At 34.6% G+C, this 25376-nt stretch carries 25 protein-coding genes; 16 read left to right on the top strand and 9 right to left on the bottom strand.

Features of this window, described 5'->3' with window-relative positions; translation table 11 throughout:
• Positions 1-4: 4 nt before the first annotated feature.
• Positions 5-586: a Holliday junction branch migration protein RuvA gene (gene ruvA / locus PI23P_RS03210; RefSeq protein ID WP_004569295.1), complete on the bottom strand. Its 582-nt coding sequence runs from the start codon at positions 584-586 to the stop codon at positions 5-7.
• A 32-nt stretch (positions 587-618) separates the two neighbouring features.
• Positions 619-2901 carry an NADP-dependent malic enzyme gene (locus tag PI23P_RS03205; protein WP_004569294.1) on the bottom strand — a complete coding sequence of 761 codons (2283 nt, stop codon included), beginning with the start codon at positions 2899-2901 and terminating at the stop codon, positions 619-621.
• A 288-nt stretch (positions 2902-3189) separates the two neighbouring features.
• Between PI23P_RS03205 and PI23P_RS03200 the strand changes: the two genes are divergently transcribed.
• The 5 genes from PI23P_RS03200 (at position 3190) to PI23P_RS03180 (ending at position 9498) form a co-directional block, all read left to right on the top strand.
• Positions 3190-4635, top strand: coding sequence for a RimK family alpha-L-glutamate ligase (locus PI23P_RS03200; RefSeq protein WP_004569293.1), 1446 nt, complete (start codon positions 3190-3192; stop codon positions 4633-4635).
• A gap of 1 nt (position 4636) precedes the next feature.
• Complete coding sequence (locus PI23P_RS03195) at positions 4637-5863, top strand: glutamate-cysteine ligase family protein (protein WP_004569292.1); 1227 nt, start codon at positions 4637-4639, stop codon at positions 5861-5863.
• On the top strand, positions 5860-6543 hold the full coding sequence (locus PI23P_RS03190; protein ID WP_004569291.1) for an N-formylglutamate amidohydrolase: 684 nt from the start codon (positions 5860-5862) through the stop codon (positions 6541-6543). Before PI23P_RS03195 ends, PI23P_RS03190 begins: the two co-directional genes overlap by 4 nt.
• 231 nt (positions 6544-6774) lie before the next feature.
• A complete protein-coding gene (locus PI23P_RS03185; RefSeq protein ID WP_004569290.1) occupies positions 6775-9246 on the top strand; it encodes a DUF5686 and carboxypeptidase regulatory-like domain-containing protein in 2472 nt (823 codons plus the stop codon).
• A 9-nt stretch (positions 9247-9255) separates the two neighbouring features.
• Positions 9256-9498 (top strand): MoaD/ThiS family protein, encoded by a 243-nt coding sequence (locus PI23P_RS03180; RefSeq protein ID WP_004569289.1) that lies wholly within the window; start codon positions 9256-9258, stop codon positions 9496-9498.
• A gap of 75 nt (positions 9499-9573) precedes the next feature.
• Here PI23P_RS03180 and PI23P_RS03175 read toward each other — a convergent pair whose 3' ends face one another.
• Positions 9574-9846 (bottom strand): DUF3817 domain-containing protein, encoded by a 273-nt coding sequence (locus tag PI23P_RS03175; RefSeq protein ID WP_004569288.1) that lies wholly within the window; start codon positions 9844-9846, stop codon positions 9574-9576.
• A gap of 121 nt (positions 9847-9967) precedes the next feature.
• Between PI23P_RS03175 and PI23P_RS03170 the strand changes: the two genes are divergently transcribed.
• Positions 9968-10390: a molybdenum cofactor biosynthesis protein MoaE gene (locus PI23P_RS03170; protein ID WP_004569287.1), complete on the top strand. Its 423-nt coding sequence runs from the start codon at positions 9968-9970 to the stop codon at positions 10388-10390.
• A gap of 80 nt (positions 10391-10470) precedes the next feature.
• Here the strand turns inward: PI23P_RS03170 and PI23P_RS03165 are convergent, their stop codons facing one another.
• Positions 10471-11487, bottom strand: a complete 1017-nt coding sequence (locus tag PI23P_RS03165; protein ID WP_004569286.1) for a COX15/CtaA family protein — start codon at positions 11485-11487, stop codon at positions 10471-10473.
• A gap of 410 nt (positions 11488-11897) precedes the next feature.
• On the opposite strand from PI23P_RS03165, the gene PI23P_RS03160 reads away from it, so the two are divergent.
• From PI23P_RS03160 to PI23P_RS03135, 8 genes are all read left to right on the top strand, one after another.
• A complete protein-coding gene (locus tag PI23P_RS03160) occupies positions 11898-13172 on the top strand; it encodes a ribonucleotide-diphosphate reductase subunit beta (RefSeq protein ID WP_004569285.1) in 1275 nt (424 codons plus the stop codon).
• 3 nt (positions 13173-13175) lie between these two features.
• Entirely contained in the window at positions 13176-14954 is a 1779-nt protein-coding gene (locus PI23P_RS03155) for a ribonucleoside-diphosphate reductase subunit alpha (RefSeq protein ID WP_004569284.1), read from the top strand.
• 138 nt (positions 14955-15092) lie between these two features.
• Positions 15093-16430, top strand: a complete 1338-nt coding sequence (locus tag PI23P_RS03150) for a deoxyguanosinetriphosphate triphosphohydrolase (RefSeq protein WP_004569282.1) — start codon at positions 15093-15095, stop codon at positions 16428-16430.
• Positions 16431-16481: 51 nt separating this feature from the next.
• Positions 16482-16709, top strand: coding sequence for a hypothetical protein (locus tag PI23P_RS03145; protein WP_004569281.1), 228 nt, complete (start codon positions 16482-16484; stop codon positions 16707-16709).
• Positions 16710-16772: 63 nt separating this feature from the next.
• Positions 16773-16928 carry a hypothetical protein gene (locus PI23P_RS12490; RefSeq protein WP_004569280.1) on the top strand — a complete coding sequence of 52 codons (156 nt, stop codon included), beginning with the start codon at positions 16773-16775 and terminating at the stop codon, positions 16926-16928.
• A 119-nt stretch (positions 16929-17047) separates the two neighbouring features.
• On the top strand, positions 17048-17194 hold the full coding sequence (locus PI23P_RS12655; protein WP_004569279.1) for a hypothetical protein: 147 nt from the start codon (positions 17048-17050) through the stop codon (positions 17192-17194).
• A gap of 30 nt (positions 17195-17224) precedes the next feature.
• The gene (locus PI23P_RS03140) at positions 17225-17569 is read left to right on the top strand and encodes a T9SS type A sorting domain-containing protein (protein WP_018941875.1); all 345 of its coding nucleotides are present in this window, start codon (positions 17225-17227) and stop codon (positions 17567-17569) included.
• 8 nt (positions 17570-17577) lie between these two features.
• Entirely contained in the window at positions 17578-17850 is a 273-nt protein-coding gene (locus tag PI23P_RS03135; protein ID WP_004569277.1) for a hypothetical protein, read from the top strand.
• Between the two features lie 250 nt (positions 17851-18100).
• On the opposite strand, the gene PI23P_RS03130 is transcribed toward PI23P_RS03135, so the two are convergent.
• Complete coding sequence (locus PI23P_RS03130) at positions 18101-19867, bottom strand: 1-deoxy-D-xylulose-5-phosphate synthase (protein ID WP_004569276.1); 1767 nt, start codon at positions 19865-19867, stop codon at positions 18101-18103.
• A 110-nt stretch (positions 19868-19977) separates the two neighbouring features.
• On the opposite strand from PI23P_RS03130, the gene PI23P_RS03125 reads away from it, so the two are divergent.
• Positions 19978-20427, top strand: a complete 450-nt coding sequence (locus tag PI23P_RS03125; RefSeq protein ID WP_004569275.1) for a nucleoside deaminase — start codon at positions 19978-19980, stop codon at positions 20425-20427.
• Here the strand turns inward: PI23P_RS03125 and PI23P_RS03120 are convergent.
• From PI23P_RS03120 to PI23P_RS03105, 4 genes are all read right to left on the bottom strand, one after another.
• Positions 20424-20630: a helix-turn-helix domain-containing protein gene (locus PI23P_RS03120; protein ID WP_004569274.1), complete on the bottom strand. Its 207-nt coding sequence runs from the start codon at positions 20628-20630 to the stop codon at positions 20424-20426. The genes PI23P_RS03125 and PI23P_RS03120 overlap by 4 nt on opposite strands.
• Before the next feature lies 1 nt (position 20631).
• Positions 20632-21135 (bottom strand): DUF2975 domain-containing protein, encoded by a 504-nt coding sequence (locus PI23P_RS03115; protein ID WP_004569273.1) that lies wholly within the window; start codon positions 21133-21135, stop codon positions 20632-20634.
• A gap of 2 nt (positions 21136-21137) precedes the next feature.
• The gene (locus PI23P_RS03110; RefSeq protein ID WP_004569272.1) at positions 21138-21695 is read right to left on the bottom strand and encodes a hypothetical protein; all 558 of its coding nucleotides are present in this window, start codon (positions 21693-21695) and stop codon (positions 21138-21140) included.
• 113 nt (positions 21696-21808) lie between these two features.
• Positions 21809-23320: an aminotransferase-like domain-containing protein gene (locus PI23P_RS03105; RefSeq protein WP_004569271.1), complete on the bottom strand. Its 1512-nt coding sequence runs from the start codon at positions 23318-23320 to the stop codon at positions 21809-21811.
• Positions 23321-23395: 75 nt separating this feature from the next.
• Between PI23P_RS03105 and PI23P_RS03100 the strand changes: the two genes are divergently transcribed.
• The gene (locus PI23P_RS03100; protein ID WP_004569270.1) at positions 23396-25219 is read left to right on the top strand and encodes a TonB-dependent receptor plug domain-containing protein; all 1824 of its coding nucleotides are present in this window, start codon (positions 23396-23398) and stop codon (positions 25217-25219) included.
• The last annotated feature ends 157 nt before the right edge of the window (positions 25220-25376 follow it).

Here is a 25376-nt window from a genome sequence, read left to right as displayed (position 1 = left end):
TAGATTATAAACTTTTTAAAGCTAATTTTATGATTTGCTCTATAGTTGCATTTGGGTATTCCTTAACAATGGTTGCGACCAATTTGTCGGATTGTTTTCTTTGAAAACCTAATACTTCTAAAGCAGATAACGCTTCCCCTTTGTTTGTATTGCTTGGGCTCATAGAAACTTCGTCAAGATCAAAAGTTTTTACTATTTTATCTTTTAAATCTACAATTACTCTTTGTGCTGTTTTTGCACCAATACCTTTTACAGATTGTATTAGCGCAACATTTTCTGATGCAATTGCCTGTTGAATTTCTTCTGCAGTCATTGAAGACAACATGGTTCTAGCAATACTAGGACCAACGCCGGAAACGGAGATTAAAAATTTAAAAATTGCCCGTTCCGTTTTGTTGATAAAGCCAAACAACGTGTGCGCATCTTCCCGAACAGACAAATGTGTGTATAAAACAACATTTTCGTCTGCTGGGAGAGCTGCATACGTATTTAAAGAAATATGCAATAAATAACCGACACCGTTACAGTCTACAACAACTTCCGTTGGGTTTTTTTCTACTAATCTTCCGCGAACTTGTGTGATCATAAAAATATTTTCAGATTTCTAAAGTACTGCTTTTATTTCTTGTTTCTTTTTTCTTTTTGCTGTGCATCTACAACTGCCAAAGCAGCCATATTTACCATTTCGTCTACACTAGCTCCTAATTGAAGAATGTGCACTGGTTTGTTAAAACCTAAAATTACAGGTCCAATAGATTCTGCTCCTTCTACTTGCTTCAATAATTTATAAGTGATATTTGCAGATTCTAAGTTTGGGAAAATTAAAACATTGACTTTCTTTCCGTTCAGCTTAGAAAAAGGAAATTCTTTTGCTAACATTTCAGGGTTTAGAGCAAAGTCTGCTTGTATCTCTCCATCAATAACTGTGTTTGGAAAATGACGATGGGTATACGCAACAGCTTCTCTTATTTTCTTAGAAGTTTCTGAGTTTGAAGAACCGAAGTTAGAATAAGAAAGCATGGCAATGTTTGGTGTCATACCGAACATATTTACAAATTTTCCTGTCATTTGGGCAATTTTTGCCAACTCTTTCGCTGTTGGATTTTCATTAATCGTAGTATCTGCCAAAAATAAAGGACCTTGTTTGGTAAGCATTAAATTACAGGCAGCAATTTTGGAAACATCTTTGTCTTTTTCAATAAGTTCTAGCATTGGTTTCACAACTGTTGGGTAGGGTCGCGAGTACCCCGTGATTAGGGCATCTGCCTCGCCCTCATTGACCATCATGGCAGCAAAATAGTTTCGCTCTCGCATGAGTTTCTTTGCTTCTGAAAACGTGCGTCCTTTGCGTTGTCTGTTTTTCCAATATGCTTCTGCAAAACGGTTTCTTCTTTCTTTTTCTTCGTCTGTTTTTGGATCTATAATCGTTACATTATCGGTAAAACCTATTTCTTCTTTTAACTCAAGAATTACATCTTTTCTACCTAATAAAATTACAGTTCCTAGTTTTTCTTCATGCACCCTTTGAGCTGCTTTTAGCACATCTAAATGGTCTGCTTCTGCAAAAACAACGCGTTTTGGATTGCTTTTTGCTCTGTTGTGCAAAAGGCGCACCTCTTTGCTTCCTGAGCCAGATCTTTCCATTAGTTCTTCTTTGTACTTTTCCCAATCTGTAATTGGCTCTAAAGCAACACCAGATTCCATTGCAGCTTTTGCAATTGCGGGTGGTATTTCATAAATTAATCTTGGATCAAATGGTTTAGGAATGATATACTCCCTTCCATAAGTTAAACTAACTTCGTCATACACAATGTTCACTTGCTCGGGGACTGATTTTTTAGCCAGGTTTGCCAAAGCATGAACGGCTGCCATCTTCATTTCTTCATTAATTTTGGTCGCTCTTACATCCAAAGCACCTCTAAAAATAAACGGAAATCCAAGTACATTATTTACTTGGTTAGGATGGTCAGATCTTCCTGTTGCCATGATAATATCCTTTCTCGTTGCCACCGCAATGTCATATTCTATTTCAGGCACAGGGTTTGCCATTGCGAAAACAATGGGGTCTTTTGCCATAGATAAGAGCATAGCAGGGGTTACAATATTTCCCTTAGACAAGCCTATAAAAATATCAGCATCGTGCATCGCTTCCTCTAAGGTTTGTAAATCTCTGTCGGTTGCAAACTCTTCTTTTTGTGAAGTTAAGTCTCCTCTGTCTTTTCGAATAACACCTTTGCTATCACACATGACTACATTTTCTCTTTGTACACCTAATTTTAGGTATAATCGAGTGCAGGAAATTGCGGCAGCACCTGCCCCATTCACAACAATTTTTACTTTGCGAATATCTTTTTCGGTAATATCAATTGCATTCTTTAGGGCTGCAGCAGATATAATTGCAGTTCCGTGTTGGTCATCATGCATGACAGGAATGTCTAATTCTTCCTTTAAGCGTCTTTCAATTTCAAAAGCTTCAGGAGCTTTAATGTCCTCTAAATTTATCCCTCCAAAAGTAGGTGCAATTGCTTTTACGGTTTGAATGAAGAGTTCTATATCTGTGGCGTCTATTTCAATATCAAAAACATCGATATCTGCAAATATTTTAAAAAGCAATCCTTTTCCTTCCATTACGGGCTTTGACGCTTCAGGACCAATATTTCCCAAACCTAAAACCGCAGTTCCATTTGTAATTACTGCCACTAAGTTTCCTTTAGCGGTATACTTGTATACGTTATTTCTGTCTCTTGCTATTTCTAAACAAGGCTCAGCAACTCCTGGAGAGTACGCTAAAGCTAAATCGTGCTGGGTTGCATATTTTTTTGTAGGAACAACCGCAATTTTTCCTGGTTTTGGTTTGGCATGATACAATAAAGCCTCATGCCTTTTTCTTGAATCGTTCATAAATGAATTGTTTAGTATAACTGACAAATATAAGGATTTCAAAGGAAGAGAAAACGAAGAAAGAGAATCTTTTAAGAGATATAAAACGAATCTTTTGCATCTTTCTTTTATGGTGTTTGTCAATGTGCATCTTAGAGAAGAAATGGTCTGTATTTGAATTGAAAAAGAGGTTGTCTAAGAAGTCAGATGCATCAAAAAAATAACACCAAAATATTTTTATCAATTTGTAAAAGAGAAAAGAAAATAGAATATTTTTGAAATCATAATTTCTATCTATTAAAAATATTAATGAATAAGTATATTGTTGTTAATCAGCCAGAAAAATGGAATTTTTCCATAGAAAATAGCACGGTAATTTCTGCTCAAGAGTACCTCACAGATCCCAGGTTTTCGCTCATAAAAAAAGCGAGAATCTTTAATTTATGTAAAGATTATAGCTATCAAACAAAAGGATATTATGTTTCTCTTTTAGCTGAGGCAAGAGGGCATTTGGCAATTCCTACAATTAAAAATTTAGTAGATTTAAAAAATTTAAAATTAGTAAAATTTATTTCTGATGATTTTGAAGATGTACTGCAGCAAAGTTTAAAAAATATTAAGACAAGAGAATTTGTTCTGAGCATTTATTTCGGGCAAAATATTGCCCAGAAATACAAAGAAATAAGTGGTCTTTTTTACAAACATTTCCAAGTTCCTTTTTTGCGCGTTCAATTTTCATTTCATACCAAATGGAACATAGAAAGTATAAAAGCAATTTCAGAAGCTGAAATACCAAACGAACATTTGGCATGCATTTATGAGTTTGCAAATCAGTATTTTGCAAAAAAGAGGTATGATACGCCGAAGCTAATAAAGACAGATTTCGATTTGGCAATCTTAGTAAATCCCAATGATGCTGCGCCGCCAAGCAATTTGAAAGCGTTAAAAAAATTCATTGAAATTGCGGAAAAAATGAATATTTATGCAGAAATTATTGGTCCCAAAGATTTAAGCAGACTTACTTCTTTTGATGCCTTGTTCATTCGCCAAAGTACAGAAGTGCACAATGAAGCCTATGCCTTTGCTAGAAAAGCACAACAGGAAGGCATTGCAATTATAGACTATCCAGACGCTATTTTAAAGTGTTGTAACAAAGTTTTTATGGCAGAAGCTTTAAATAATGCACACATACCGACCCCAAAAACTTTAATTGTTTACAAAGAAAATAAGTTGAATGTTTTAAAAGAGATAGGCTTGCCTTGTGTGTTAAAAGCGCCAGATTCTACTTTTTCTTTTGGAGTGAAAAAAGCAGAAACAGCAGAAGAGTACAGCAAATTAGTAAATGAAATGCTCAAGGAATCTGAGTTGATTATTGCACAAGAGTTTTGCGCATCAGATTACGATTGGCGCATCGGTATTATAGACAATGAAATTTTCTATGCTTGCAAATACTATATGGCTAAAGGACATTGGCAAATTTACAATTGGAAGGCAAAAAAGAAAAATGACCAAGATGGAGATGCAGATTGTTTGCCGATAGAAAAAGTGCCAAAAAAAGTACTGAATATGGCCCTAAAATCGGCTAAGATAATGGGCAAAGGTTTGTATGGGATCGATATAAAAGTGGTGCATAATAGCCCCATGGTTATAGAAATTAATGACAATCCAAACATAGATTTTGGTGTAGAAGATTTGTATTACGGAGATTTGGTTTATAAAAAAATCCTTACCGCATTAAAAATAAGAGTGCAATAAAATGGCTAAAAAATATCATTTATTTGAAGTGTACGGCATCGAGTTAGAATACATGCTTACCGACAGTCGCTCCTTAAAAGTTGCGCCAATTGTAGACCTTCTTTTGACACGAAAAAACGGCAAATTAACAAGCGATGTCGACAATGGAGAAATTGCTTGGAGCAACGAGTTAGTTGCCCATGTAATAGAATTAAAAACAAATGGACCCACTAAAAAGTTAGATAATTTACCCGCACTATTTCACAAAAATATTAAAGAAATAAATACCATTTTAAAATCTTTAAATTCGCAATTAGTACCTACAGCTGCGCATCCATTAATGAATCCTCTCACAGATACTTTATTATGGAAACATAGTTATAGTGATGTGTATGCGTTGTACAATAAAATTTTTGACTGTAAAGGCCACGGTTGGAGTAACGTGCAAAGTACACATCTTAACTTGCCATTTTTTGACGACGAGGAGTTTGAAAAACTACATGCAGCCGTGCGAATTATCTTGCCTTTAATTCCGGGTTTGTGTGCAAGTTCTCCAATATTAGAAGGAAAAAATACAGGATTTAAAGACACGCGTTTAGAGTATTATAAAACCAATCAAAAAGAGATTCCAGAAATGGCAGGGATGATTATTCCCGAAAATGTTTTTTCTAAAAAGGACTATTACAGCACTATTTTTGATCCTATAAACAAGGCCATAAAGCCTTTTGATACCGAACATATTTTAGAGCACCATTTTTTAAATTCTAGAGGCGCAATTGCTCGTTTTGACAGAAGTGCCATAGAAATAAGATTGATAGACATTCAAGAATCTCCAAAAGCAGACATCGCTATCTGTGTTTTCATTATCGAAGTTTTAAAATTGTTGGTGAATGGCAATTTAGCGCCGATTTCTGATCAAAAGAAATGGACAAATGCAGCGCTGTTTCCGATTTTAAACAATGCAATAAAAGAGGGCGAAACAAGCATGGTTTCTAATTTAGAGTATTTAAGTCTTTTCGGGATCTCAGAAAAAGTGACCGTTAGCACTATTTGGATACATTTATATGCGCTTGCAAAACCGAATATAAACCCTTCACATTATGAAGCTTTAGAGTGTATTTTACAAAATGGCACCTTGGCAACGCGGATAATAAATGCATTAAACAGTGATTTTTCTGAGAAAAACATTTTAGCAGTGTATCAAAAATTAGCCGCTTGTTTAGAATTCAATAGCCTTTTTAAGGGATGAAACTAATCTTGTCTTGCGAGCACGGAGGAAATGAAGTTCCTGTAAAATACCAATATTTATTTAAAAACAATCAAGCAGTATTAAACTCACACAAAGGGTATGATCTAGGAGCGTTAGATGTTTTTAATGCACTAAAACCCTTGTCATATACTTCTTTTTTCAGTGTCGAAAGTCGCTTGTTAATTGAGTTAAACAGATCTTTACATCACAAGAACTTATTTTCTAAATTTTCTAAAGAACTTCCTTTAAAAGAAAAAGAATCTTTAATTAAGAGCTATCAGACTTATAGAAATGCGATAGAAACTGCCATTAAAACAGTTGTTGACAGGAACGAACGGGTACTTCATATTGCGGTGCATTCTTTTACACCAATTTTAAATGAGGTAAAAAGAAATTGTGATATCGGCTTGTTATATGATAGTAGAAAAGAGCAAGAAAAAGAGTTTTCTAGGCGATTAAAAAGAGAGATTCTTTCTGTGAATGCTGCATTGAATGTTCGTTATAACAATCCTTATTTGGGCAAATCAGACGGTTTTACAACCCATTTACGAAAACAGTTCCCTAAAAACTACTTGGGTATTGAGCTGGAAATCAATCAAAAATTTTCCAACAAAAATAAAATGGATTCCTTTTTAAAGGCTTTAATATACGACGTTTTGAATAAAGGGATAAGTTTTTAAGAGTATTGCTTGCGCTTCTTTTGTGGATGTTTTATAGTATCTCAAATCTTTAAAAATTACAGCGATTAAATTTATAACAATTGCTTAACGATCTCTTTTCTTTTTTGTAATATTGAAAATGACTGTTGTATTACTCCTAAAAATTAAGGTTATATTATTTTTAGTTTTGCATAAATGAGATGCGCCGCGTAACAAAACCCTTAAATTTGCGTCTACTATAAAAAATTATTCATGAAAAAAATCACAGCGATCCTTCTCTTCTTTTTTGTCTTTGCGATGAATGCGCAGGTAGCGGGAAATGTAACGAATGAAAAAGGAGTTCCCCTTTCTTTTGTGAGTGTTTATTTAAGTAAAACAGTCACGGGAACGACTACAAATGATAATGGAGATTATATTCTAAAGTTAGAAAAACCGGGTAATTATACTTTAATCTTTCAAATTATAGGCTACACCACTTTAAAAAAAGAGCTACAGATTACCTCTTTTCCGTTTGAATTAGATGTGGTGCTAACTGAAGAAAATATAGGCTTAGAGGAAATTGTGATCTCCACAAAGGACAATCCTGCAAATAGCATTATTAGAAATGTAATTAAAAACAAAGAGAAGAATACAGATGCATATGCGAAGTATACCGCAAAATTTTATTCCAGAGGATTGACGCGTATTAAAGAGGCACCAGAAAGTTTTCTTGGCCAAACTTTGGGCGATTTTGGCGGTGGTTTAGATTCTACGAGAAGTGGAATTATTTACTTATCAGAAACTTTTTCTAAAATCTCTTTTCAAAAAAATCCAAGTAAATTTAAAGAGAAAATTACAGCATCTAAGGTTTCGGGTAGCGATAATGGTATTAGTTTCAATAGAGCACAAGACTCTAACATAGACCTATATGAAAACAGTTTGCCAGTTTTTAATGATTTAATTTCACCAATTGCGACAAACGCGTTCAGTTACTATCGTTACAAATTGGTGGGTACATTTTATGACACCAACGGAAAGTTAATCAATAAAATAAAATTAATTCCAAAGAGAAAGGCAGACCGCGTTTTTGACGGTTTTATTTATATTGTAGAAGACGATTGGGCTTTGTATGGTGCCGATGTTACGGCTACTGGTGCGCAAGTAAACATACCAATAATAAATTCGCTACAGTTAAAGCAAGGGTATAACTATTCGAAAGAAATAGACGGATGGGTTTTAATCAATCAAACCATTGATTTTGATATTTCTATTTTTGGATTTAAGCCAAATGGACGTTTTTCGTATACATACTCGGACTATAACTTTACACCTAATTTTACGGAAGATACGTTCACAAACGAAGTCTTGTCTTTTGAAAAAGAGGCAACAAAAAAAGATACGGTTTTTTGGAATAAATTAAGACCTGTTCCTTTGACAGATGCGGAGACGGCGGATTATAAAATTAAAGACAATCTTCAAACAATTAGAAAGTCAAAAAAATATTTAGATTCTTTAGATACGAAATCGAATTCTTTTGGTTGGTTGGATCCAGTAACAGGATATACCTATAGAAACTCTTTTGAAGATTGGTCATTTTCATATAACGGACCCTTGTTTCAGACAGCATTCAACACGGTTCAGGGGTTGAATGCCACTGCCGGTTTTCGGTATTTCAAGTCTTTAAATAAGAAGGGAAAGTGGTGGAGTGCTAGTGTAAAGGCAAATTATGGTTTTTCTGATAAAAAGATGCGTCCAATTTTTACATACAGCAAAAAGTGGGACAATCTTTCGAGACCTAGCATGACAATCTCTGGAGGAATCGCAGCAGTTCAATTCAATAGAAGGGTTCCTATATCTACGCTCGACAATTCAATACGCTCTCTTGTATTAAGACAAAATTATTTAAAAATTTATGAAAAGCAGTTTGCTGAAATCAGGTATTCAGAAGAAATAAAAAATGGTATTTATTTTTCATCAAGTTTAGAATACGCAGAAAGGAAGCCTCTTTTTAATACGAATGCGTACTCTTTTGCCAAGCAACGTGGAAATGAAGCGTACACTTCCAACAATCCTTTAGCCTCTTCAGATGTCGTGAATGCTCCTTTTTCCGCACACAAAATAGCTATTTTTAATATTGAGACACGCTTTGTTTTTGGGCAAAAGTTCCTGTCTTATCCCGATAGGAAGTCGAATTTAGGAAGTGAAAAGTATCCTTCTTTAAGCCTAAATTACAGAAAAACATTTGCAGCTTCGCGAAAAGGACTGCAGTCTGATGTGCTAATTACAAATATTAGACAAGAAATTAAGACAGGTACATATGGTGATTTAGCATACCATATTCGGGGTGGGTTGTTTTTAAAGAAAAAGGATATTGCGTTTATGGATAATTTACAGGCCAAAGGGAATCAATTGACTTTTGTAACGGATGCACAATTGAATAATTTTGGTCTGTTGCCTTATTACAAATTTTATACGAATGATAAATATGCAGAGGCGCACGTGGATCATAATTTCAAGGGTGCTATTTTAGGCAGAATACCTCTTGTAAATAAATTAAATTTTCACTTAATAGGAGGCGTGAAAACGCTTCTGATGGCCGATAAAAATCCATATACGGAGTATGCTGTTGGGTTGGGTAATATTGGAATTGGAAAGTGGCGTTTGCTAAGGATAGACTATGTTCGTTCTAATTTTGGGGGAATTAAAAAAGAAGGTTTTTTATTTAGAGTCAGTTTGTTTAATTAACTTCGAGCAATGAAACTGAAACTACTTTTTTTTGGAATTACTTCAGATTTAATGGGGGTTCGCCAGTTAGAAATAGCGCTGGAAGGATTGGCTTCTGTGGCTTATTTAAAGCGGGTGTTAGAAGAAAAATACCCGCAGTTAAAAGAGTGTAATTCGTATGCATTTGCGGTAAATGAAGCGTATGCTCTTGATTCTTTATTGTTAAAGGAAAATGATGTGGTTGCTTTGATTCCCCCAGTTAGTGGCGGTTAAGTCTTCCTTTTTCTTTTAAAGGGAAAGTAGCGTAAAGTAAAGCATGCTACGCGTTTTAAGGGTGTTATCCGTCTTTTACTTCAAGTACTTCTTGTCTACATAGAAAGTGCCAAAAGGGATCACAGAAGCAAGGCATACAATTCCCAGAGTCTTAAAGTTCCACTGCATTTCTTTTTTTAGGACTACTGCCAAAACGAGATACAACATAAATAAGACACCATGAGGCATTCCCAGTCCCTTAACAAAACTTGGATCATTCAAAGCATATTTATAATACAGGCCCAAACTCATTAATAATAGGTAAGAAACTCCCTCTAAAAAACCAACAACCCTAAAGATATTTTTCATGTATTATTTTAAAATTATAAATGTGAAAAGTTTTCGTGTTTTCTAGAATTAAAACCGATTTATTTTCTGTCTTAACACACACTGTAAAAATACAAATTTGTTTTCCTATTTTTGTGCAACAATGAAGAGAACTTCTATAAAAATACGATCTAAAAAATTAGATGTGAACGAATGTCGTAACTTTGTGACAGATGCCTCTTGTGGAGGTATTTCTATCTTTATAGGAACGGTTCGAAATGATACTGAGGGCAAAGAAGTATATCAGTTGGCATTTTCTTCTTATAAGGCAATGGCAATTAAAGAAATGGAAAAGATTGCATCGCTTGCTTTAGAGAAGTTTGCTATTCATAAAATTGCAATTCACCATGCAGAAGGAACGCTTCAGATTGGGGAGGTTCCCGTGATTATCGCCGTGTCTTCTAAACATAGGAAAGCGGCTTTTGAGGCCTGCGAATTTGCAATTGATACGTTAAAAGAAACTGTACCTATCTGGAAAAAAGAATATTTCGCTGACGGGGAAGTTTGGGTTAACGCACATCCGTAGTTTATTTGTTGTTTGCTGAATGCATTTAAACAGACCCTACCTGAAGGAGTAATTAACCAACAGGCAAGGTTTTAAGTGTACTATTTTGCATAGCGATTTTGTAACCACAAGTAAAATTGCAGTCCAAATAAAAGTGCGCCTGCAAGCAAATGGACAGCTTGTGTTCCAATTGGGATGTCTGCGTAATACATTAAGATACCTGTAATTGCTTCTAAGAAAATTAAAAAGACAACCCAATTTATAAGCGTGTATCCTAAGTTTTTTAATTGATTTAAATAAAACATTCCGAAGTTTACCAGGACAATTGCAATGGTAAATGACCTGTGAAAGTAGAATTTAAAACTTGGGTTCATTAGACTGTGGTTTTTGTTCTCGAAACCAAACAATTTTACTTGTTCATCTATAAATTGACGCACTTGCGTTCCCATCGCAATTTGTACCAATGAAAAAAGCACAGAAACAAGCAATAATTTACTAAATAAAGAATTGTATGTAAATATTTTTTTAGACTTAGACACAATAAATTTAAGCCATAATAAGAGTCCAATAATGACTAAACCAACAATCATGTGCACCGTAATAATGGCAGGAGTTAAGTTGGTGTCTACAACCGTTTTTCCCAACCACGCTTCAAACAGCATTAAAAAGAAAGCTCCGAATGCTAGTAGTGGGATTCTTTTGTCTGTTTTTCGGAGTTTAAAAGCACCATAAATTAAAAATAAAAACACAAATCCAGCCAATACAGAGATTAAACGGTTGATGTATTCTGTCCAGGTATGGTATTTATTGAAGGTATTGTAATCGTGTTTTGTGTATTCAGACCAGTTTTTTGTATTGAAGTTTGTTTCCGTTTTTAAATCGCGCTTAGCAACAAATAAAACTTCTTCTTTTATAATAATCAAACCTTCTTTATAAGCAGTATTTGGCTTCCACGTTATTTGATCTTCGGATGTCGGGGGGATGTAGTAACCAAAACATTTGGGCCAATCAGGACAGCCCATTCCAGACCCAGTCATTCTTACAATAGCACCGGCTAAAAATATTAAATAAACAGAAATAATAGTGATTTGTACTATTCTTGGAAATCTATTTTTCATCAAAAAATCTTTTTACAAAGATACTTCAAAAATAGCCTCGCGAATACAATATATACAACCTATCCTTATGTTTAAAAATTCTAAATAAAGCCTGTTTTTTAAAAAATAAATTTTGAATTTTACTACAGTGGATTACACGTATTTTATTTTTTGAGTAAAAATTAATTTTAAAAGTTCTTTTTGAGAATATCAACAGTAGTAGGAACTTAGGTGTTTTTTACTTTTTAAAACGTTGTATTTCAAGTGTTTGAAAAACTGAAGTTTGTTTGCGATATCCGCAAAATCCAGCAAATTGTTAAAAACTTCCCGCATTTTGTGAATAACTATGACTTTCGATTTGGTACAAAAAAGGCAACCTTTGTAAGGGTTGATTCCAACAATCTATTAACTACTAAAAACACCAAATTCCCGTGAAAATTACACAAATTATAAAAAGAGACGCTTTAATTAGCCTTTTTGAATTAGATAAAATTACAAAAGCAATTCAAAAAGCAATGTTATCTGTTGAGAATGGAAACAAAAGCGACGCTATAGCAATTTCTGAAAGTGTGAATGAAACATTACTAGAAAGAAAACGCAGCGAACCAGATTATATCCCTACAGTAGAGCAAGTGCAAGATATTGTCGAGTATAAATTAATGGACAGCCCTTTTCAAGATGTTGCAAAAGCTTATATTTTGTATAGAAATGAGCAGGCAAGAATTAGAAAAAGAAATGTGTTCGAAAAAAGGTTAAATCTAAAGCCGTACGATTATCCCGCTTTAACGGAATATGTAGATGCGATTAGACACTCCTATTGGATTCACACAGAGTTTAATTACACGAGTGACATTCAGGATTTTAAGGCATATCTTTCTGAAACAGAGAAAAGTGCCATTAAAAATACAATGCTTGCAATTTCTCAAATAGAGGTAGCGGTTAAAACTTTCTGGGGAGATATTTATAAAAAAATGCCCAAGCCAGAAATCGGTGCAGTAGGTTCTACGTTTGCAGAAAGTGAAGTGCGTCATCATGATGCATACTCTCATTTGTTAGAGATCTTAGGGTTGAACAACGAGTTCGAAAACTTAAAGAAGAATCCTGTTATGATGCGACGGGTGAATTATTTAGAAGGTGCTTTAAAAAATGTTAAAAGTGAAGACAACAAAGAATTTTCGGAATCTATAATTCTATTTTCTCTCTTTATCGAGCATGTCTCTTTGTTTTCTCAGTTTTTGATTATCATGGCTTTTAATAAGCATAAAAATGTCTTAAAAGGAATTTCGAACGTGGTAGAGGCGACTTCAAAGGAAGAGCAGATACATGGAGATTTCGGTATCGATATTATTAAAATAATCAAAGAGGAAAATCCAGACTGGTTTGACGAAGACCATAGTTTAATGGTTCAAGAAATGTGTGAAGAAGCATTTATTTCTGAGAGCAAAATAATTGATTGGATTTTTGAAAAAGGAGAATTGGACTTTTTGCCTAAAAATGTAATCAAAGAATTTATAAAAAATAGATTTAACAAATCGTTAGGAAGTATAGGAATTGCAAAAATATTTGAAATCGATGCAACTTTATTAGCCCAAACAGATTGGTTTGACGACGAAATTATAGGAACTAAACACGGAGATTTTTTCGTAAAAAGATCCATCAACTATAGCAAAAGAACGAAGAGTATAACCAGCGACGACTTATTTTAAATTATGAATCCAAACGAACTAAAGACCACCGATCTTACCGAGCACGAAAAATTAATTCAAGCAAATAATAGCGCTAGAAAAGAAATTTTAGAAAAAACAAAGGAACCAGAAATCAGTTGGCTGACAGAAAATAGTCGTAAATTTTTAGAGTCGGGTTATTTGACGGGGAAGACAACGCCAGAAGAAAGAATACGCGAGATCGCAGATAATGCAGAAGGTATTCTAAAAATGAAGGGTTTTTCGGATAAATTTTATAAGTATATGGCAGCGGGTTATTACTCGTTATCATCACCAGTTTGGTCTAATTTTGGAAAGAAAAGAGGTCTGCCTATTAGTTGTTTTGGTTCGCACGTGGCAGATGACATGGGAGATATTTTATATTCGCAGTCAGAAGTTGGTATGATGTCTAAATTAGGAGGTGGTACTTCTGGTTACTTTGGTAAATTGCGTAAGAGAGGTGCAGATGTTAAAAATAACGGTTCTTCATCTGGATCTGTTCATATCATGCAGTTGTTTGAAAAAATGGTAGATGTTGTGAGTCAGGGTTCTGTAAGACGTGGACGTTTTTCTCCATATTTGCCAGTAGATCATCCAGATATTAAAGAGTTTTTAGAGATAGGAACAGAAGGAAATCCAATCCAAGAATTAACCCACGGTGTCACTGTAAGTGACCAATGGATGGAAGAAATGATTGCTGGTGATGTAGAAAAGAGAAGTATTTGGGCAAAAATATTACAGAGAAGAGGAGAGATTGGATATCCATATATTCTTTTTAGAGACAATGCAAACAACGGAACGGTAGATGTCTATAAAGACAAGAACCATGAGATCTATGCAAGTAACTTGTGTACAGAGATAATGTTACCTTCTAATGACGATTGGTCTTTTGTATGCTGTTTGTCTTCGATTAATTTGGTGCATTATGAAGAGTGGAAAGATACAGATGCAGTAGAAACACTTGCTTACTTTTTAGATGCAGTAATGGAAGAATTCATTACAAAGTTAGAGGTATATAAAGATTCCTCGAAAAGAGACGATCAATTTACGTTTCGTTTTATGGAAAAAGCATACAATTTTGCAAAAGACAATAGAGCACTCGGTTTAGGAGCTCTTGGTTGGCATTCACTGTTACAGTCTAAAATGCTTGCTTTTGATAGTCAAGAGGCCTATGATTTAAATACAGAGATCTTTAAGGTGATTAAAGAAAAATCATACAAAGCGTCAGAAGAAATGGCAACATTGTATGGGGAACCAGCAGTTCTAAAAGGGTATGGAAGACGCAATACAACCTTAAATGCGATTGCACCAACAACGTCATCTGCATTTATTCTAGGACAAGTATCACAGGGTATAGAACCAATATGGTCTAATATTTATGTAAAAGATATAGCGAAGATAAAAACAACCATTCGGAATCCTGTTTTAGAAAAGTTATTAGAAGATAAAGGTGAAAGCACTTCAGATGTTTGGAAAAGTATTCGAGACAACGACGGTTCTGTGCAGCATTTAGCAATCTTAACAGATGCAGAGAAAGAGGTGTTTAAAACCTACTCAGAAATAGATCAAAAGGTAATTGTATACCAGGCGGCAAATAGACAAAATCACATAGATCAAGGGCAATCTATAAATATAATGGTGCACCCAGACATGCCAATTAAAGAGGTAAATGATGTCTATATTACAGCTTGGAAGTTAGGTGTAAAATCGATGTATTACCAACACAGTATGAATGCAGCGCAAAAATTTAAACAAAAGAAAGACTGCGCAACCTGCGAGGGATAATCTTTACGATTATTTTTTATTAAAAGTAGATAAAAAAGAGAAGTCGGAAGGCTTCTCTTTTTTTGTATTTTCGTTCTTTCTATTATTTTTTGCTCTTAAATTTAAGAATAAGAATTGCATTACTAAAAAGACACAATTATGAATTGGGAACAACTCCTCTCTTTAAAGCGCTTTGGCGACACACAAAAACGCGAAAGAATCGCACAAGATGAAACCCGTCTGGGTTTTGATGTAGATTTTGATAGAATTATCTTTTCATCGGCATTTAGAAGCTTGCAAGACAAAACACAGGTAATTCCGTTGTCTGAAACTGATTTTGTACACACGCGTTTGACACACAGTTTAGAAGTTTCTGTGGTGGGAAGAACTTTAGGAAGAAGAGTGGGTAAAGTGTTGTTAGAACGCTACCCAAATTTAGCAACTTTAGGGTATACTTTTAATGATTTTGGCGCCATTGTTGCCGCTGCTTCTGTAACGCACGATATTGGGAATCCTCCTTTTGGACATTCTGGAGAAAAAGCAATTGGCGAGTATTTCAAAACAGGGAACGGTGCAAAATACAAAACACAGCTTTCAAAAAATGAATACCAAGATCTCATCGATTTTGAGGGAAATGCAAACGGATTTAAAATATTAACAGAATCTAGAGAAGGAGTTTCTGGTGGTCTACGTCTGTCTTATGCAACTCTAGGAGCCTTTTTAAAGTATCCGAAAGAAAGTCTTCCGAAAAAACCTACAACACATATTGCAGATAAAAAATATGGGGTTTTTCAATCGGAGAAAAAAGAGTTTTTAGACGTAGCAAAAGATCTAGGAATGTTGCAAAAATCAACAATAGCAATTTCTTTTCACAGACATCCTTTGGCGTATTTAGTAGAAGCTGCAGATGATATTTGTTATACAATTATCGACTTTGAAGACGGGATCAACCTAGGCTTAATTGAAGAAGAGTTTGCTTTAGAATACATGATTAAGTTAGTAAAAGATACGATTGATAGCAAAAAATATCATTCACTAAAACATAAAACTGACAGGGTGAGCTATTTGCGTGCTTTGGCAATTGGTGTGCTAATCAATGAGGCTGTAACTATCTTTTTAGCAAATGAAGAAGCTATTTTAGAGGGCGCTTTTGAAAAATCTTTACTCGAGAAGTGTAAGTATGAAGCACAAATAAACGACATACTAAAAATAAGTTTCGATAAAATTTACAAAAGTAAAGAGGTGGTAGAAAAAGAAGTGGCTGGCTACCGAATTATTGCAGATTTATTAGATGTATTTGTGACCGCTTTAAATAATAAATTTGATGGGAATGCGTCTAATTTTGACGATTTAGTATTAAACTTATTGCCAGAAGAATACAAAACAGAATCGGTTCAGTTGTATGACAGAATTATGCAGGTTTGCAGTTATGTTTCAAGAATTTCTGACAGCTATGCCATCCGAATGCACAAAAAATTAACAGGAAATATTAGTTAATGTTAACTGCGTATCAATTCAGTACTAAACTAGGTTGAGAAAATCATAATAGTGAAGAAAAAAGTACTGTCCATATTTGCTACAATAATCGGTATTTGTGTTTTCTACGTCAAATTCCAAACGGAGGAGAATCAATCATTTATTATAACTCCAGAGGGCAAGCTTAAGCTTAAATTAAAGCCAAACAATGCGAGCCAATTGTATGCTATTGAAAGAGAAAAGTTTGAATTGAATATGCAGAAGAACCCAATCAAGGGTGAGGTTCTTTCTCAAGAATAAAGAAAAGGGTACAATACATTTTTTAAATTAAAGCGGAAAAACAGTCACAAAAAGGAAGCTTTGATGTCGTTTATTTCCAGAGGTCCTTCAAATTTAGGAGGAAGAACAAGAGCTTTTTCAGTAGACATTTCTGATCTTACCAGTAATACAATGCTGTCAGGTGGCGTAAGTAGCGTATGTTTAGAACTACGAATGGTGGCGCAAGTTAGACAAAAGTAACACCTCAAGGTGCAATTCATCCAACAAACCCTGATATCGTTTTAGCAGTATATGCAAATTATGGAATTGACAACATCTTTTTAACCACCAATGCAACATCAACAGCACCAAGTTGGACTTTGGTAGAAAGAAACTTATCGGCACATTCAATTCGTTCTGCTGCAATAATACAAGTTGGTTCTCAGACTGTTTATCTGGTGGGAACTGCAAGAGGTTTGTTTAGTTCATCAGACCCTACCAGTAAAGATTGGGAAATGGAGGGATAGAACAGTATCGGACTTGTTTTAATTAGTGGTTTGGTTTACAGACCATCAGACAATACACTTTTAATAGGAACGCACGGCAATGGAATGTTTGAAAGTACAGTAGGAAGCACACTTGCTACAAATGATTTTAATACCCCTGAAATGGGGATATCCTTCTATCCAAATCCTATTCAAAAGGATTTAAATTTACAAAGCACTGCCATTGAGTTAAGTAAGAATGTAACGTATTACATTTCTGATACTACTGGAAAAATAGTAAAAAAAGGAAACGTTAAAAACAAAACAATTGATGTTGAAAATTTAAACTCTGGAGTCTATTTTATTCATTTAAATATAGATGGTAAAAAACAGAATTTCAAGTTCATAAAAAATTAATAAACGGCATGATTAAAACACATATTTTAAAATATTGTTTTTTACTTGTGTTGATAGGCTGCGCAAACACGTACAAGTTAGAAAAGAAATCCACTTTGAGCTTTAGTGAATCTTATTTTAAGTTTGTGCCCTCTGGTATCAGAGGAGGAAATTCTGCATATAATATTTATCTAACAATCGATAAAAGCAGCAGTCTTGACAAAAAGGATGTAAAGATTCTGGGTGTTTATTTTAAAGAGAAATATGCGAAGTTTAAACGTCAAGGTTTAGGTACATATTAGGCATATGTTAAAGAAAAAAGTACTGCTAATAAATTAGCGTTTGATACCAACACTACATCTAAGATTTTTGAAAATACTGAGCAAAAAACACCGTTCAATTTAAAAGAGAACGAAGCTGTAATTTGTTATTTAATGCATGAAAAACGGAAGTATCTCAAAATAATATTAACGAAAAAAAAGGTAAACTTCTTTCCTATGTAAGTGTAAAATAACGATTATGTATCTAAAAAAACGCCGAATTTGGCGTTTTTTATGCTTTTGAGAATAGGACAGCTAAACTATTTGGATCTAAGCCGATTTTATTTTGAAGTTCAGAAATACTACCATGTGTTATAAAATTGTCTGGAATTCCGAGAACTCTAACTTTATTGTAATACTCGTTCTCTGATGCAAATTCTAGAACAGCCGTTCCAAAACCTCCTTTTATTATACCATCTTCAACTGTAAATATGGTTGTATGGCTCTTAAAAATTTGGTGTAATAATGCGGTATCTAGAGGCTTTACAAAACGCATGTCAAAGTGCGCTATCTCAGATGGGTCTTTCATTAAATTGATTGCTGTAGAAACATTTCTAGCAATTGTTCCAATGGAAAGTATTGCTATTTTATTTCCCTTTTTTAATGCGACTCCTTTCCCGATTTCAATTTCTTTAAAAGGTTTTTGCCAGTCTATAATTTCACCCGTTCCCCTTGGGTAACGAATAGCAATTGGGCTTTTTAACCCTAGTTGTGCGGTATATAAAATATTGCGCAGCTCAATTTCAGTACTGGGAGCAAAAACAATTAAATTAGGAATGCTGCGCAAGTAGGCCAAGTCGAAAACACCATGGTGCGTAGCGCCGTCTTCTCCAACCAACCCCGCACGATCTAAACAGAAAATTACTGGCAAGTTTTGAAGGGCAACATCGTGAATTACTTGATCATAAGCACGTTGTAAAAAAGTAGAATAGATGTTGCAATACGGAATTAGACCCTGTGTTGCCATGCCTGCTGCTAAGGTTACCGCGTGTTGCTCTGCGATTCCAACGTCAAAAGTTCTTTTCGGAAACTCCTCTAACATAAGTTTTAAGGAACTTCCGGTTAACATTGCAGGTGTAATGCCGACAATATTTTCGTTGTTTGCCGCGAGTTCCACAATTGTTTTTCCAAAGACATCCTGATATTTGGTATATAAACTCGCAACTTTCTGAATCCGTTCTCCTGATATTTTGTCAAATTTTCCGGGAGCATGATAGGTCACCTGGTCGTCTTCAGCCTGTTGTAATCCTTTTCCTTTGGTGGTGATAACATGCAGGAATTTAGGTCCTTTAACTCCCTTCAAGCGTGCGAGCTCTGCGAGTAGTTTGGGTAAATTGTGGCCATCTATAGGTCCCGAATAATCGAAGTTTAGCGCTTTGATAATGTTGTTTTGTGCCGCAAGCTTGCGATCGGTTTTCACCCGTGTCAAATACTCTTTTAAAGCGCCCACAGAAGGGTCAATACCAATGGCGTTGTCATTTAAAATAATAAGCAAGTTGGCGTTGGAAACTCCTGCATGGTTGAGTGCCTCAAAAGCCATTCCACTGGCAAGAGAAGCATCGCCAATAACAGCAATGTGTTGTTTTTCTGTGTTCCCTTTTAGATTAGAAGCAATTGCCATTCCCAATGCTGCTGATATAGAGGTAGAAGAGTGTCCCACACCAAAAGTGTCATAGGGACTTTCTTTTCGAGAGGGAAAGCCCGAAATTCCATTCAAGCGTCTATTGGTATGAAAAACAGTTTTTCTTCCTGTTAAAATTTTATGTCCGTATGCTTGATGTCCTACATCCCACACCAACAGGTCGTTTGGAGTATCAAACAAATAATGTAGTGCAATTGTGAGCTCTACAACTCCTAAGCTTGCGCCTAAATGGCCTTCTTTTGTAGCCACAATGTCGATAATAAATTCCCGCAATTCTTTCGCCAATTCTGGCAATTGTATAGGATTTAATTTTCTTAAATCTTTTGGGTTCGATATGTGGTCTAACAAAGTGTGCATCTTAGGACAAAAATACAACTTCAATTTTTAGGTTAGCAAAATGGCGAAAGAATAAGTTTAAATCTATTGGAAATATTTTACTTAATTTTGTTTCTAAGAACGTACTCGATATGATACAGCCTTTTGACGATATTTATTTTATGAAAAAAGCTTTTCAAGAAGCTGAAAATGCCTTTGATAAAGGTGAGATTCCAGTGGGAGCTGTAATTGTATTAAAAGATCAAATAATAGCAAGAGCACACAACTTAACAGAGACTTTAAATGATGTTACTGCACATGCAGAAATGCAGGCGTTTACGTCGGCAGCAGATTTTTTGGGTGGAAAATACTTGAAAGAATGTGTTTTGTATGTCACTTTAGAACCTTGTCAAATGTGTGCGGGAGCAAGTTACTGGGCCCAAATCGGTAAGATCGTATACGGCGCTTCTGAACCAGAAAGGGGTTTTAAAAATTTGCAGACCACATTGCATCCAAAGACAAAAGTAATTGGTGGAATTCTAGAAAATGAATGCTCGCAAATTCTAAAGCGCTTTTTTATCGAAAAGCGAAATTTAAATTAAGTATCTATATACTCTAGAATATCTGCGGGTTGGCATTCTAAAGTTTTGCAAATAGCTTCTAAAGTGGAAAAGCGAATTGCTTTTGCTTTCCCAGATTTTAAGATGGATAAGTTTGCTGTTGTAATCCCCATAATTTCAGCCAATTCTTTACTTCTCATTTTGCGTTTGGCAAGCATTACATCTAAGTTTACAATGATTGGCATATTATATTGTTAAATCGTTTTCTTGTTTTGTTGATATCGCTATTTTGAATATTTCACTTAAAACTAAAAAGAATAAGCCCAAACAGATAATTACTAAATGTTGATTTAAGCCAAACGCCAAGGTTATTTTTTGTTTAAAATAAATTTCACCAATTATAGATATAGACAGAGAAATAAAGCCAGAGAGCATTAAAAGGTTTCCTATTTTTTGAAATAGTTTAAGGACTGTTTCTTCAAAGATTTTTATTCTTGTGAAGTAGTGTAATACTTTTCTAAAGAAATACAAGGCGGCAATAATTAATAAATAATTTAGCGAAGAGATGGCAAATAATACTTTTGACAGTAGATCTTTTTCGTTAAAATTGATTGTATTTATTTTAATATTGAATTCACTAGGGTCGACAAAGAAAATTGCAAAAGATAAGCCAAGTAGCATCAGTATTATTGGCGTAGAGAAAATCCAAAGTAGATCTACAATCGCTTTTAAAAGAGATAATTTTTTCATAGTTATATGGTGAGGTTATTTTCTTGTTTCAGTTTTCTAGCAATCATAAAACTTGCACTAAATAAAAGAAGGAATAATCCTGCAATCATTAAAAAGATGCTTTTTAAATCAAAAGCAGCAATAATTAGGCTAGAGCGCGCAAATAATGAGTTCATTTTTACAATATTTTGAGTTGTGTTTAAGATATAAATACCTGATAAAAATTGAATGAGAATAATAGAAACCCCAATAAAGACAAATATATTCCCTGCCTTTTTTAAGTTAACTATTACGCTTGCGGTGTAAAAGAGAGAATTTACAAAGGAGGCCATGCTTTTTTTTAAGTAATATACAGCAACAATAAAGAGAACAAAATTTAGTGCATTTGTAAATGGATCTATTAAAGTTTGCCAATTAAAAAATACTGGATTAAAGATCATTTTAAAGTTTTGCAAGAGCGGCGGTAGCGGGTCGTTAAAAAAATAGACTGCGCACCAAAATAGTAGTTGCGAAAAAAAGACGGTTATGAGTCCAAAAAATAACAAGTGGATCGCTACTTTTAAAGTTTTTATTGTTTTCATCTTTTTTATTGTAGTCGACAAATATATAATAATTATTGATAAACAATAATAAAATACCCTAAAATAATAATTTAATAGTTTAATGACCTTTGTTTTGTTTCAAAGAGATACAGTCAATCTTTAGGAATATTTACAATTAGTTTGGTGTATGCGCTTTTTAATTTTTCAATTGCACAGGTCATTTCTTCAGTGTCTAAATGACCAAAACCGAAGCGAATGGCACAGGTGTTTTTATTCTGATATAGAATCGTCTTGGGTAGAAACAAATTATTTTTTTCGGCTTCTTCAGCCAATTTCACCAAGGATATTTTTGGCTCAAATTGTAACCAAATAGATAAGCCACCAGCAGGAATTTTCCAATGTGAAATTTCTGAAAAGCTTTTTTTCAAAAGTCCACATAATGCATCGCGTCTTTGTTTATAGTGGACCACATTTTTTTTCATAAGGCGAGAAATTTCACCTTCAATAATTAATTCAGACAGCATCTGTTCTTGTATAAAATCGCCCTGTTTATCGAGCAACTGTAAATAATTTTTTGCTTCAGAGATGAGGTCTTCTGAAGCAACGACAAAACCTGTTTGAAAACTGGGAAATAGTGATTGCCCTAGCTTTCCTAGATAGATAACCATTCCGTTTCCGTCTGCACTTGCCATGGGCAGCATGGGAGAGCCTTCAAACTGAAAATCATAATCGTAATCATCTTCAATAACAGCAAATCCATAGGCTTTTGCAAGCTGCAATAACGCCAAGCGACGCGCTGCACTTAATTTTACAGTTGTTGGGTAATCGCGATGTGCACAGATATACACACAGCGAATGCTATTTTTTATAAAATGTTTTTTAATGTATTCAATATCTAAACCATCTGCATCTACAGGAATAGTTTTGATGTTCGCACCCGCTTGTTGAAAAATCATATTGGCAGCGTAATTACTTAAATCGCCAACTAAAACAACATCCTTTTGTTTTATCAATAGTTGAGATACGATGTACAAACTCATTTCTGTGCTCCGCGTGCTTATGAGATTTTGTGGGCGTATGTGAAACCCCCTCGTGGCATTTAAATAGTTACACAGCTGTGTTTGAAAGATAGAATGAGAAAGTTCGCTGGGTCTGTTCCATTTTTTTATCAATGTTTTTCTTTTCATAGCAGCACTGTACCATCTTGTAAATTGATGCACAGGGTGCAAGCGTACATCTGGTTTACCGTCGTTAATGCTATATTTTGCAGTAGTTACTGGAAGCGTAGACGCTAAATGAAATGATTTTTGAAACGGAAATCCCGTGGTTGTAGCGTAGCTATATGCTTTGGCTATTTTTTGTGAAGCTGCTTTTATTTTTGTCGTGTTTAGGGCGGTTTCTAAAACAAAAGTTCCTTTATTGGGCAGTATTTCTACCCAACCTTGGGCCGCTAGTTCCTCGTAGATTGCCACGGCGGTATTTCTATGCACCTTTAACAATGCACTCAATATCCGTGTCCCAGGTAACTTTGTTCCTGTAGCGAGATATTTTCGTTGTATGGCATTTACAATTTGCTGTGAAACTTGGATGTAAACAGGTTGAGGCATTGATTTGTCAAAATCAATTAATTGTTTGAATACGATATTAACCGGACTATCTATCATTTTGAAACTGGACTAGTTTAGTCGTCCGGAAAGTTACCACTTTTGCACTGCTTTTAAATACTAAAAACGATTAAAATGATGCGAAGTACCTTAATAATGTGTGCGATTTTGATGTTGCACCTAAATCTATTTTCACAAGAAAATAAGACGCCACAAGAATTAGACACCATTGTAATCAAATCGACACGGATTGATTTGCCGTTCAAAGAGAATTCGAGAACGATAACTGTGATTACTACACAGGATATAAAAAATAGTGCTGCAACCAATGTTGCAGACATATTGCAACAAGTGGCAGGTGTAGACATTAGAAGAAGAGGTACTGGTGGAGGTCAGGCTGATTTGTATATTAGAGGAGGCGGTTTTGATCAGACATTATTGTTAATTGATGGAATTAAAATGGATGATTCGCAAACAGGTCACCATACCATGAATGCTGCGTTGCCGATTGAAGTAATTGAAAGAATAGAAATTATTAAAGGACCTGCAGCAAGAGTTTTCGGACAAAATGCATTTACAGGTGCTATCAATATTGTCACTAAAAAGAAGTTGTCAAATACGGTTTCCGCAAATATAGAAGGGGGTTCTTTTGGACAATTAAATGGATCTGTGACAATTGGAAAAGAATTTAAAAACACTTCGATAATTGCGCACGTAGGGGCACTTACCTCAGATGGATATCGAGAGAATTCTGATTATAACAATTATAACTATTTCCTTAAAGGAGTTTTTAATAAGGAAAAGCAAGCGATAGAAGTTGTGGCTACTTTTTTCGATAAAAAATTTGGTGCACAAAATTTTTATACACCTGAAGCCTTTGGGTTTAATGAGTATGAAGAAACGCAAAACAGTTTATTTGGTATTTCAACAACTTTTAAAACTGATAAATTAAAAATTACTCCTAGGATATACTGGAAAAGAGGCCAGGATATTTTCTTGCTGAAAAGAGACGATCCAAGTTTTTATCGAAATTTACAGATTACGAATAAGACAGGTGTGGAGGCAAATGCTGCCTATACTTCGAGATATGGGGTCACAGGTTTTGGAGTTGATATTTCTAAAGTTTCTATAAGTAGTAATAATTTAGGAGATAGAAGTCGGACAATGGCAAATTTATTTTTAGAGCACCGTTTTAAATTTGCAGATGGTGTAATCGATGTAACTCCAGGTGTGGCGGTTACCTATTTTTCTGATTTTAAATTTCATGCGTTTCCAGGATTAGATTTGGGGATTGTGTTAACAGACAATTTGAAAGCGTATGGGAATGTGGGAGTTACGTATCGCATTCCTACCTATACGGATTTGTACTATAAAGATGCAAGTACGAGTGGGAATCTCAATTTGAAACCAGAAGAAGCGTTCGCACAAGAAATTGGATTAAAATACAACTCAACTCGATTTACGAGTTCCTTTGCCTTTTTTAATAGAGATGCCAATAATTTAATCGATTATGTGCGAACGAACAATACAGATGCTATGTTTATTGCTACAAATATTACAAAGGTAAACACCAAAGGTTTTGAGTTTAATACTGCGTATCGCTTTAAAATTAACGATTTTAATCAGAGCTTATCTTTCGGGTACAGTTTTTTAGATGACGATATTTTAGATCAAAACAAAGAATTGTCAAGGTACTCTTTAAACACCTTAAAGCATCAATTTATCACACGCTTTACCAGTAAATTATTTAAAAACGTTAGCCAAAATATTATCTATAGGTACGCAGAGCGCGCTGTAGGGACCAGTTATAATGTGTTGGATGCTTCTTTAATTGTAGCGCTTAAGACTTTAAGCTTAACCGTTACAGCGAACAATATATTTGATGCAGCGTACATAGAATCGGGATTTGTTCCTATGCCGCCGAGAGCTATTTTGTGTGGTGTTCGTTATGGATTTTAATCAAACTCATTTTTTTACATTTTAGATGCCTTGATACCTCAATTTGTCAGGGCATTTTTGATGTCTAAAGTTTTTAATAGAAGCGCCTTTCGTTTGGATAGAATAGAAATTGGCAATCCTTTTAATGAAGCTTTGGTATTTCGTAGTACATTGAAAA

It is taken from the genome of Polaribacter irgensii 23-P (assembly GCF_000153225.1).
In the GTDB taxonomy this organism is placed as follows: Bacteria; Bacteroidota; Bacteroidia; order Flavobacteriales; family Flavobacteriaceae; genus Polaribacter; species Polaribacter irgensii.
Note: the sequence above shows the minus strand (reverse complement) of the source record. Positions and strands in the feature narration are given on the sequence as shown.

Coding starts and splice junctions, on each gene's coding strand:
- PI23P_RS03135 (WP_004569277.1), top strand. CDS start 17,578: ATGATTAAAACACATATTTTAAAATATTGTTTTTTACTTGTGTTGATA.
- ruvA (WP_004569295.1), bottom strand. CDS start 586: ATGATCACACAAGTTCGCGGAAGATTAGTAGAAAAAAACCCAACGGAA.
- PI23P_RS03205 (WP_004569294.1), bottom strand. CDS start 2,901: ATGAACGATTCAAGAAAAAGGCATGAGGCTTTATTGTATCATGCCAAA.
- PI23P_RS03155 (WP_004569284.1), top strand. CDS start 13,176: ATGAATCCAAACGAACTAAAGACCACCGATCTTACCGAGCACGAAAAA.
- PI23P_RS03190 (WP_004569291.1), top strand. CDS start 5,860: ATGAAACTAATCTTGTCTTGCGAGCACGGAGGAAATGAAGTTCCTGTA.
- PI23P_RS03170 (WP_004569287.1), top strand. CDS start 9,968: ATGAAGAGAACTTCTATAAAAATACGATCTAAAAAATTAGATGTGAAC.
- PI23P_RS03200 (WP_004569293.1), top strand. CDS start 3,190: ATGAATAAGTATATTGTTGTTAATCAGCCAGAAAAATGGAATTTTTCC.
- PI23P_RS03115 (WP_004569273.1), bottom strand. CDS start 21,135: ATGAAAAAATTATCTCTTTTAAAAGCGATTGTAGATCTACTTTGGATT.
- PI23P_RS03185 (WP_004569290.1), top strand. CDS start 6,775: ATGAAAAAAATCACAGCGATCCTTCTCTTCTTTTTTGTCTTTGCGATG.
- PI23P_RS03165 (WP_004569286.1), bottom strand. CDS start 11,487: ATGAAAAATAGATTTCCAAGAATAGTACAAATCACTATTATTTCTGTT.
- PI23P_RS03120 (WP_004569274.1), bottom strand. CDS start 20,630: ATGCCAATCATTGTAAACTTAGATGTAATGCTTGCCAAACGCAAAATG.
- PI23P_RS03105 (WP_004569271.1), bottom strand. CDS start 23,320: ATGATAGATAGTCCGGTTAATATCGTATTCAAACAATTAATTGATTTT.
- PI23P_RS03195 (WP_004569292.1), top strand. CDS start 4,637: ATGGCTAAAAAATATCATTTATTTGAAGTGTACGGCATCGAGTTAGAA.
- PI23P_RS03150 (WP_004569282.1), top strand. CDS start 15,093: ATGAATTGGGAACAACTCCTCTCTTTAAAGCGCTTTGGCGACACACAA.
- PI23P_RS03100 (WP_004569270.1), top strand. CDS start 23,396: ATGATGCGAAGTACCTTAATAATGTGTGCGATTTTGATGTTGCACCTA.
- PI23P_RS03125 (WP_004569275.1), top strand. CDS start 19,978: ATGATACAGCCTTTTGACGATATTTATTTTATGAAAAAAGCTTTTCAA.
- PI23P_RS03110 (WP_004569272.1), bottom strand. CDS start 21,695: ATGAAAACAATAAAAACTTTAAAAGTAGCGATCCACTTGTTATTTTTT.
- PI23P_RS03180 (WP_004569289.1), top strand. CDS start 9,256: ATGAAACTGAAACTACTTTTTTTTGGAATTACTTCAGATTTAATGGGG.
- PI23P_RS12490 (WP_004569280.1), top strand. CDS start 16,773: ATGTCGTTTATTTCCAGAGGTCCTTCAAATTTAGGAGGAAGAACAAGA.
- PI23P_RS03130 (WP_004569276.1), bottom strand. CDS start 19,867: ATGCACACTTTGTTAGACCACATATCGAACCCAAAAGATTTAAGAAAA.
- PI23P_RS03175 (WP_004569288.1), bottom strand. CDS start 9,846: ATGAAAAATATCTTTAGGGTTGTTGGTTTTTTAGAGGGAGTTTCTTAC.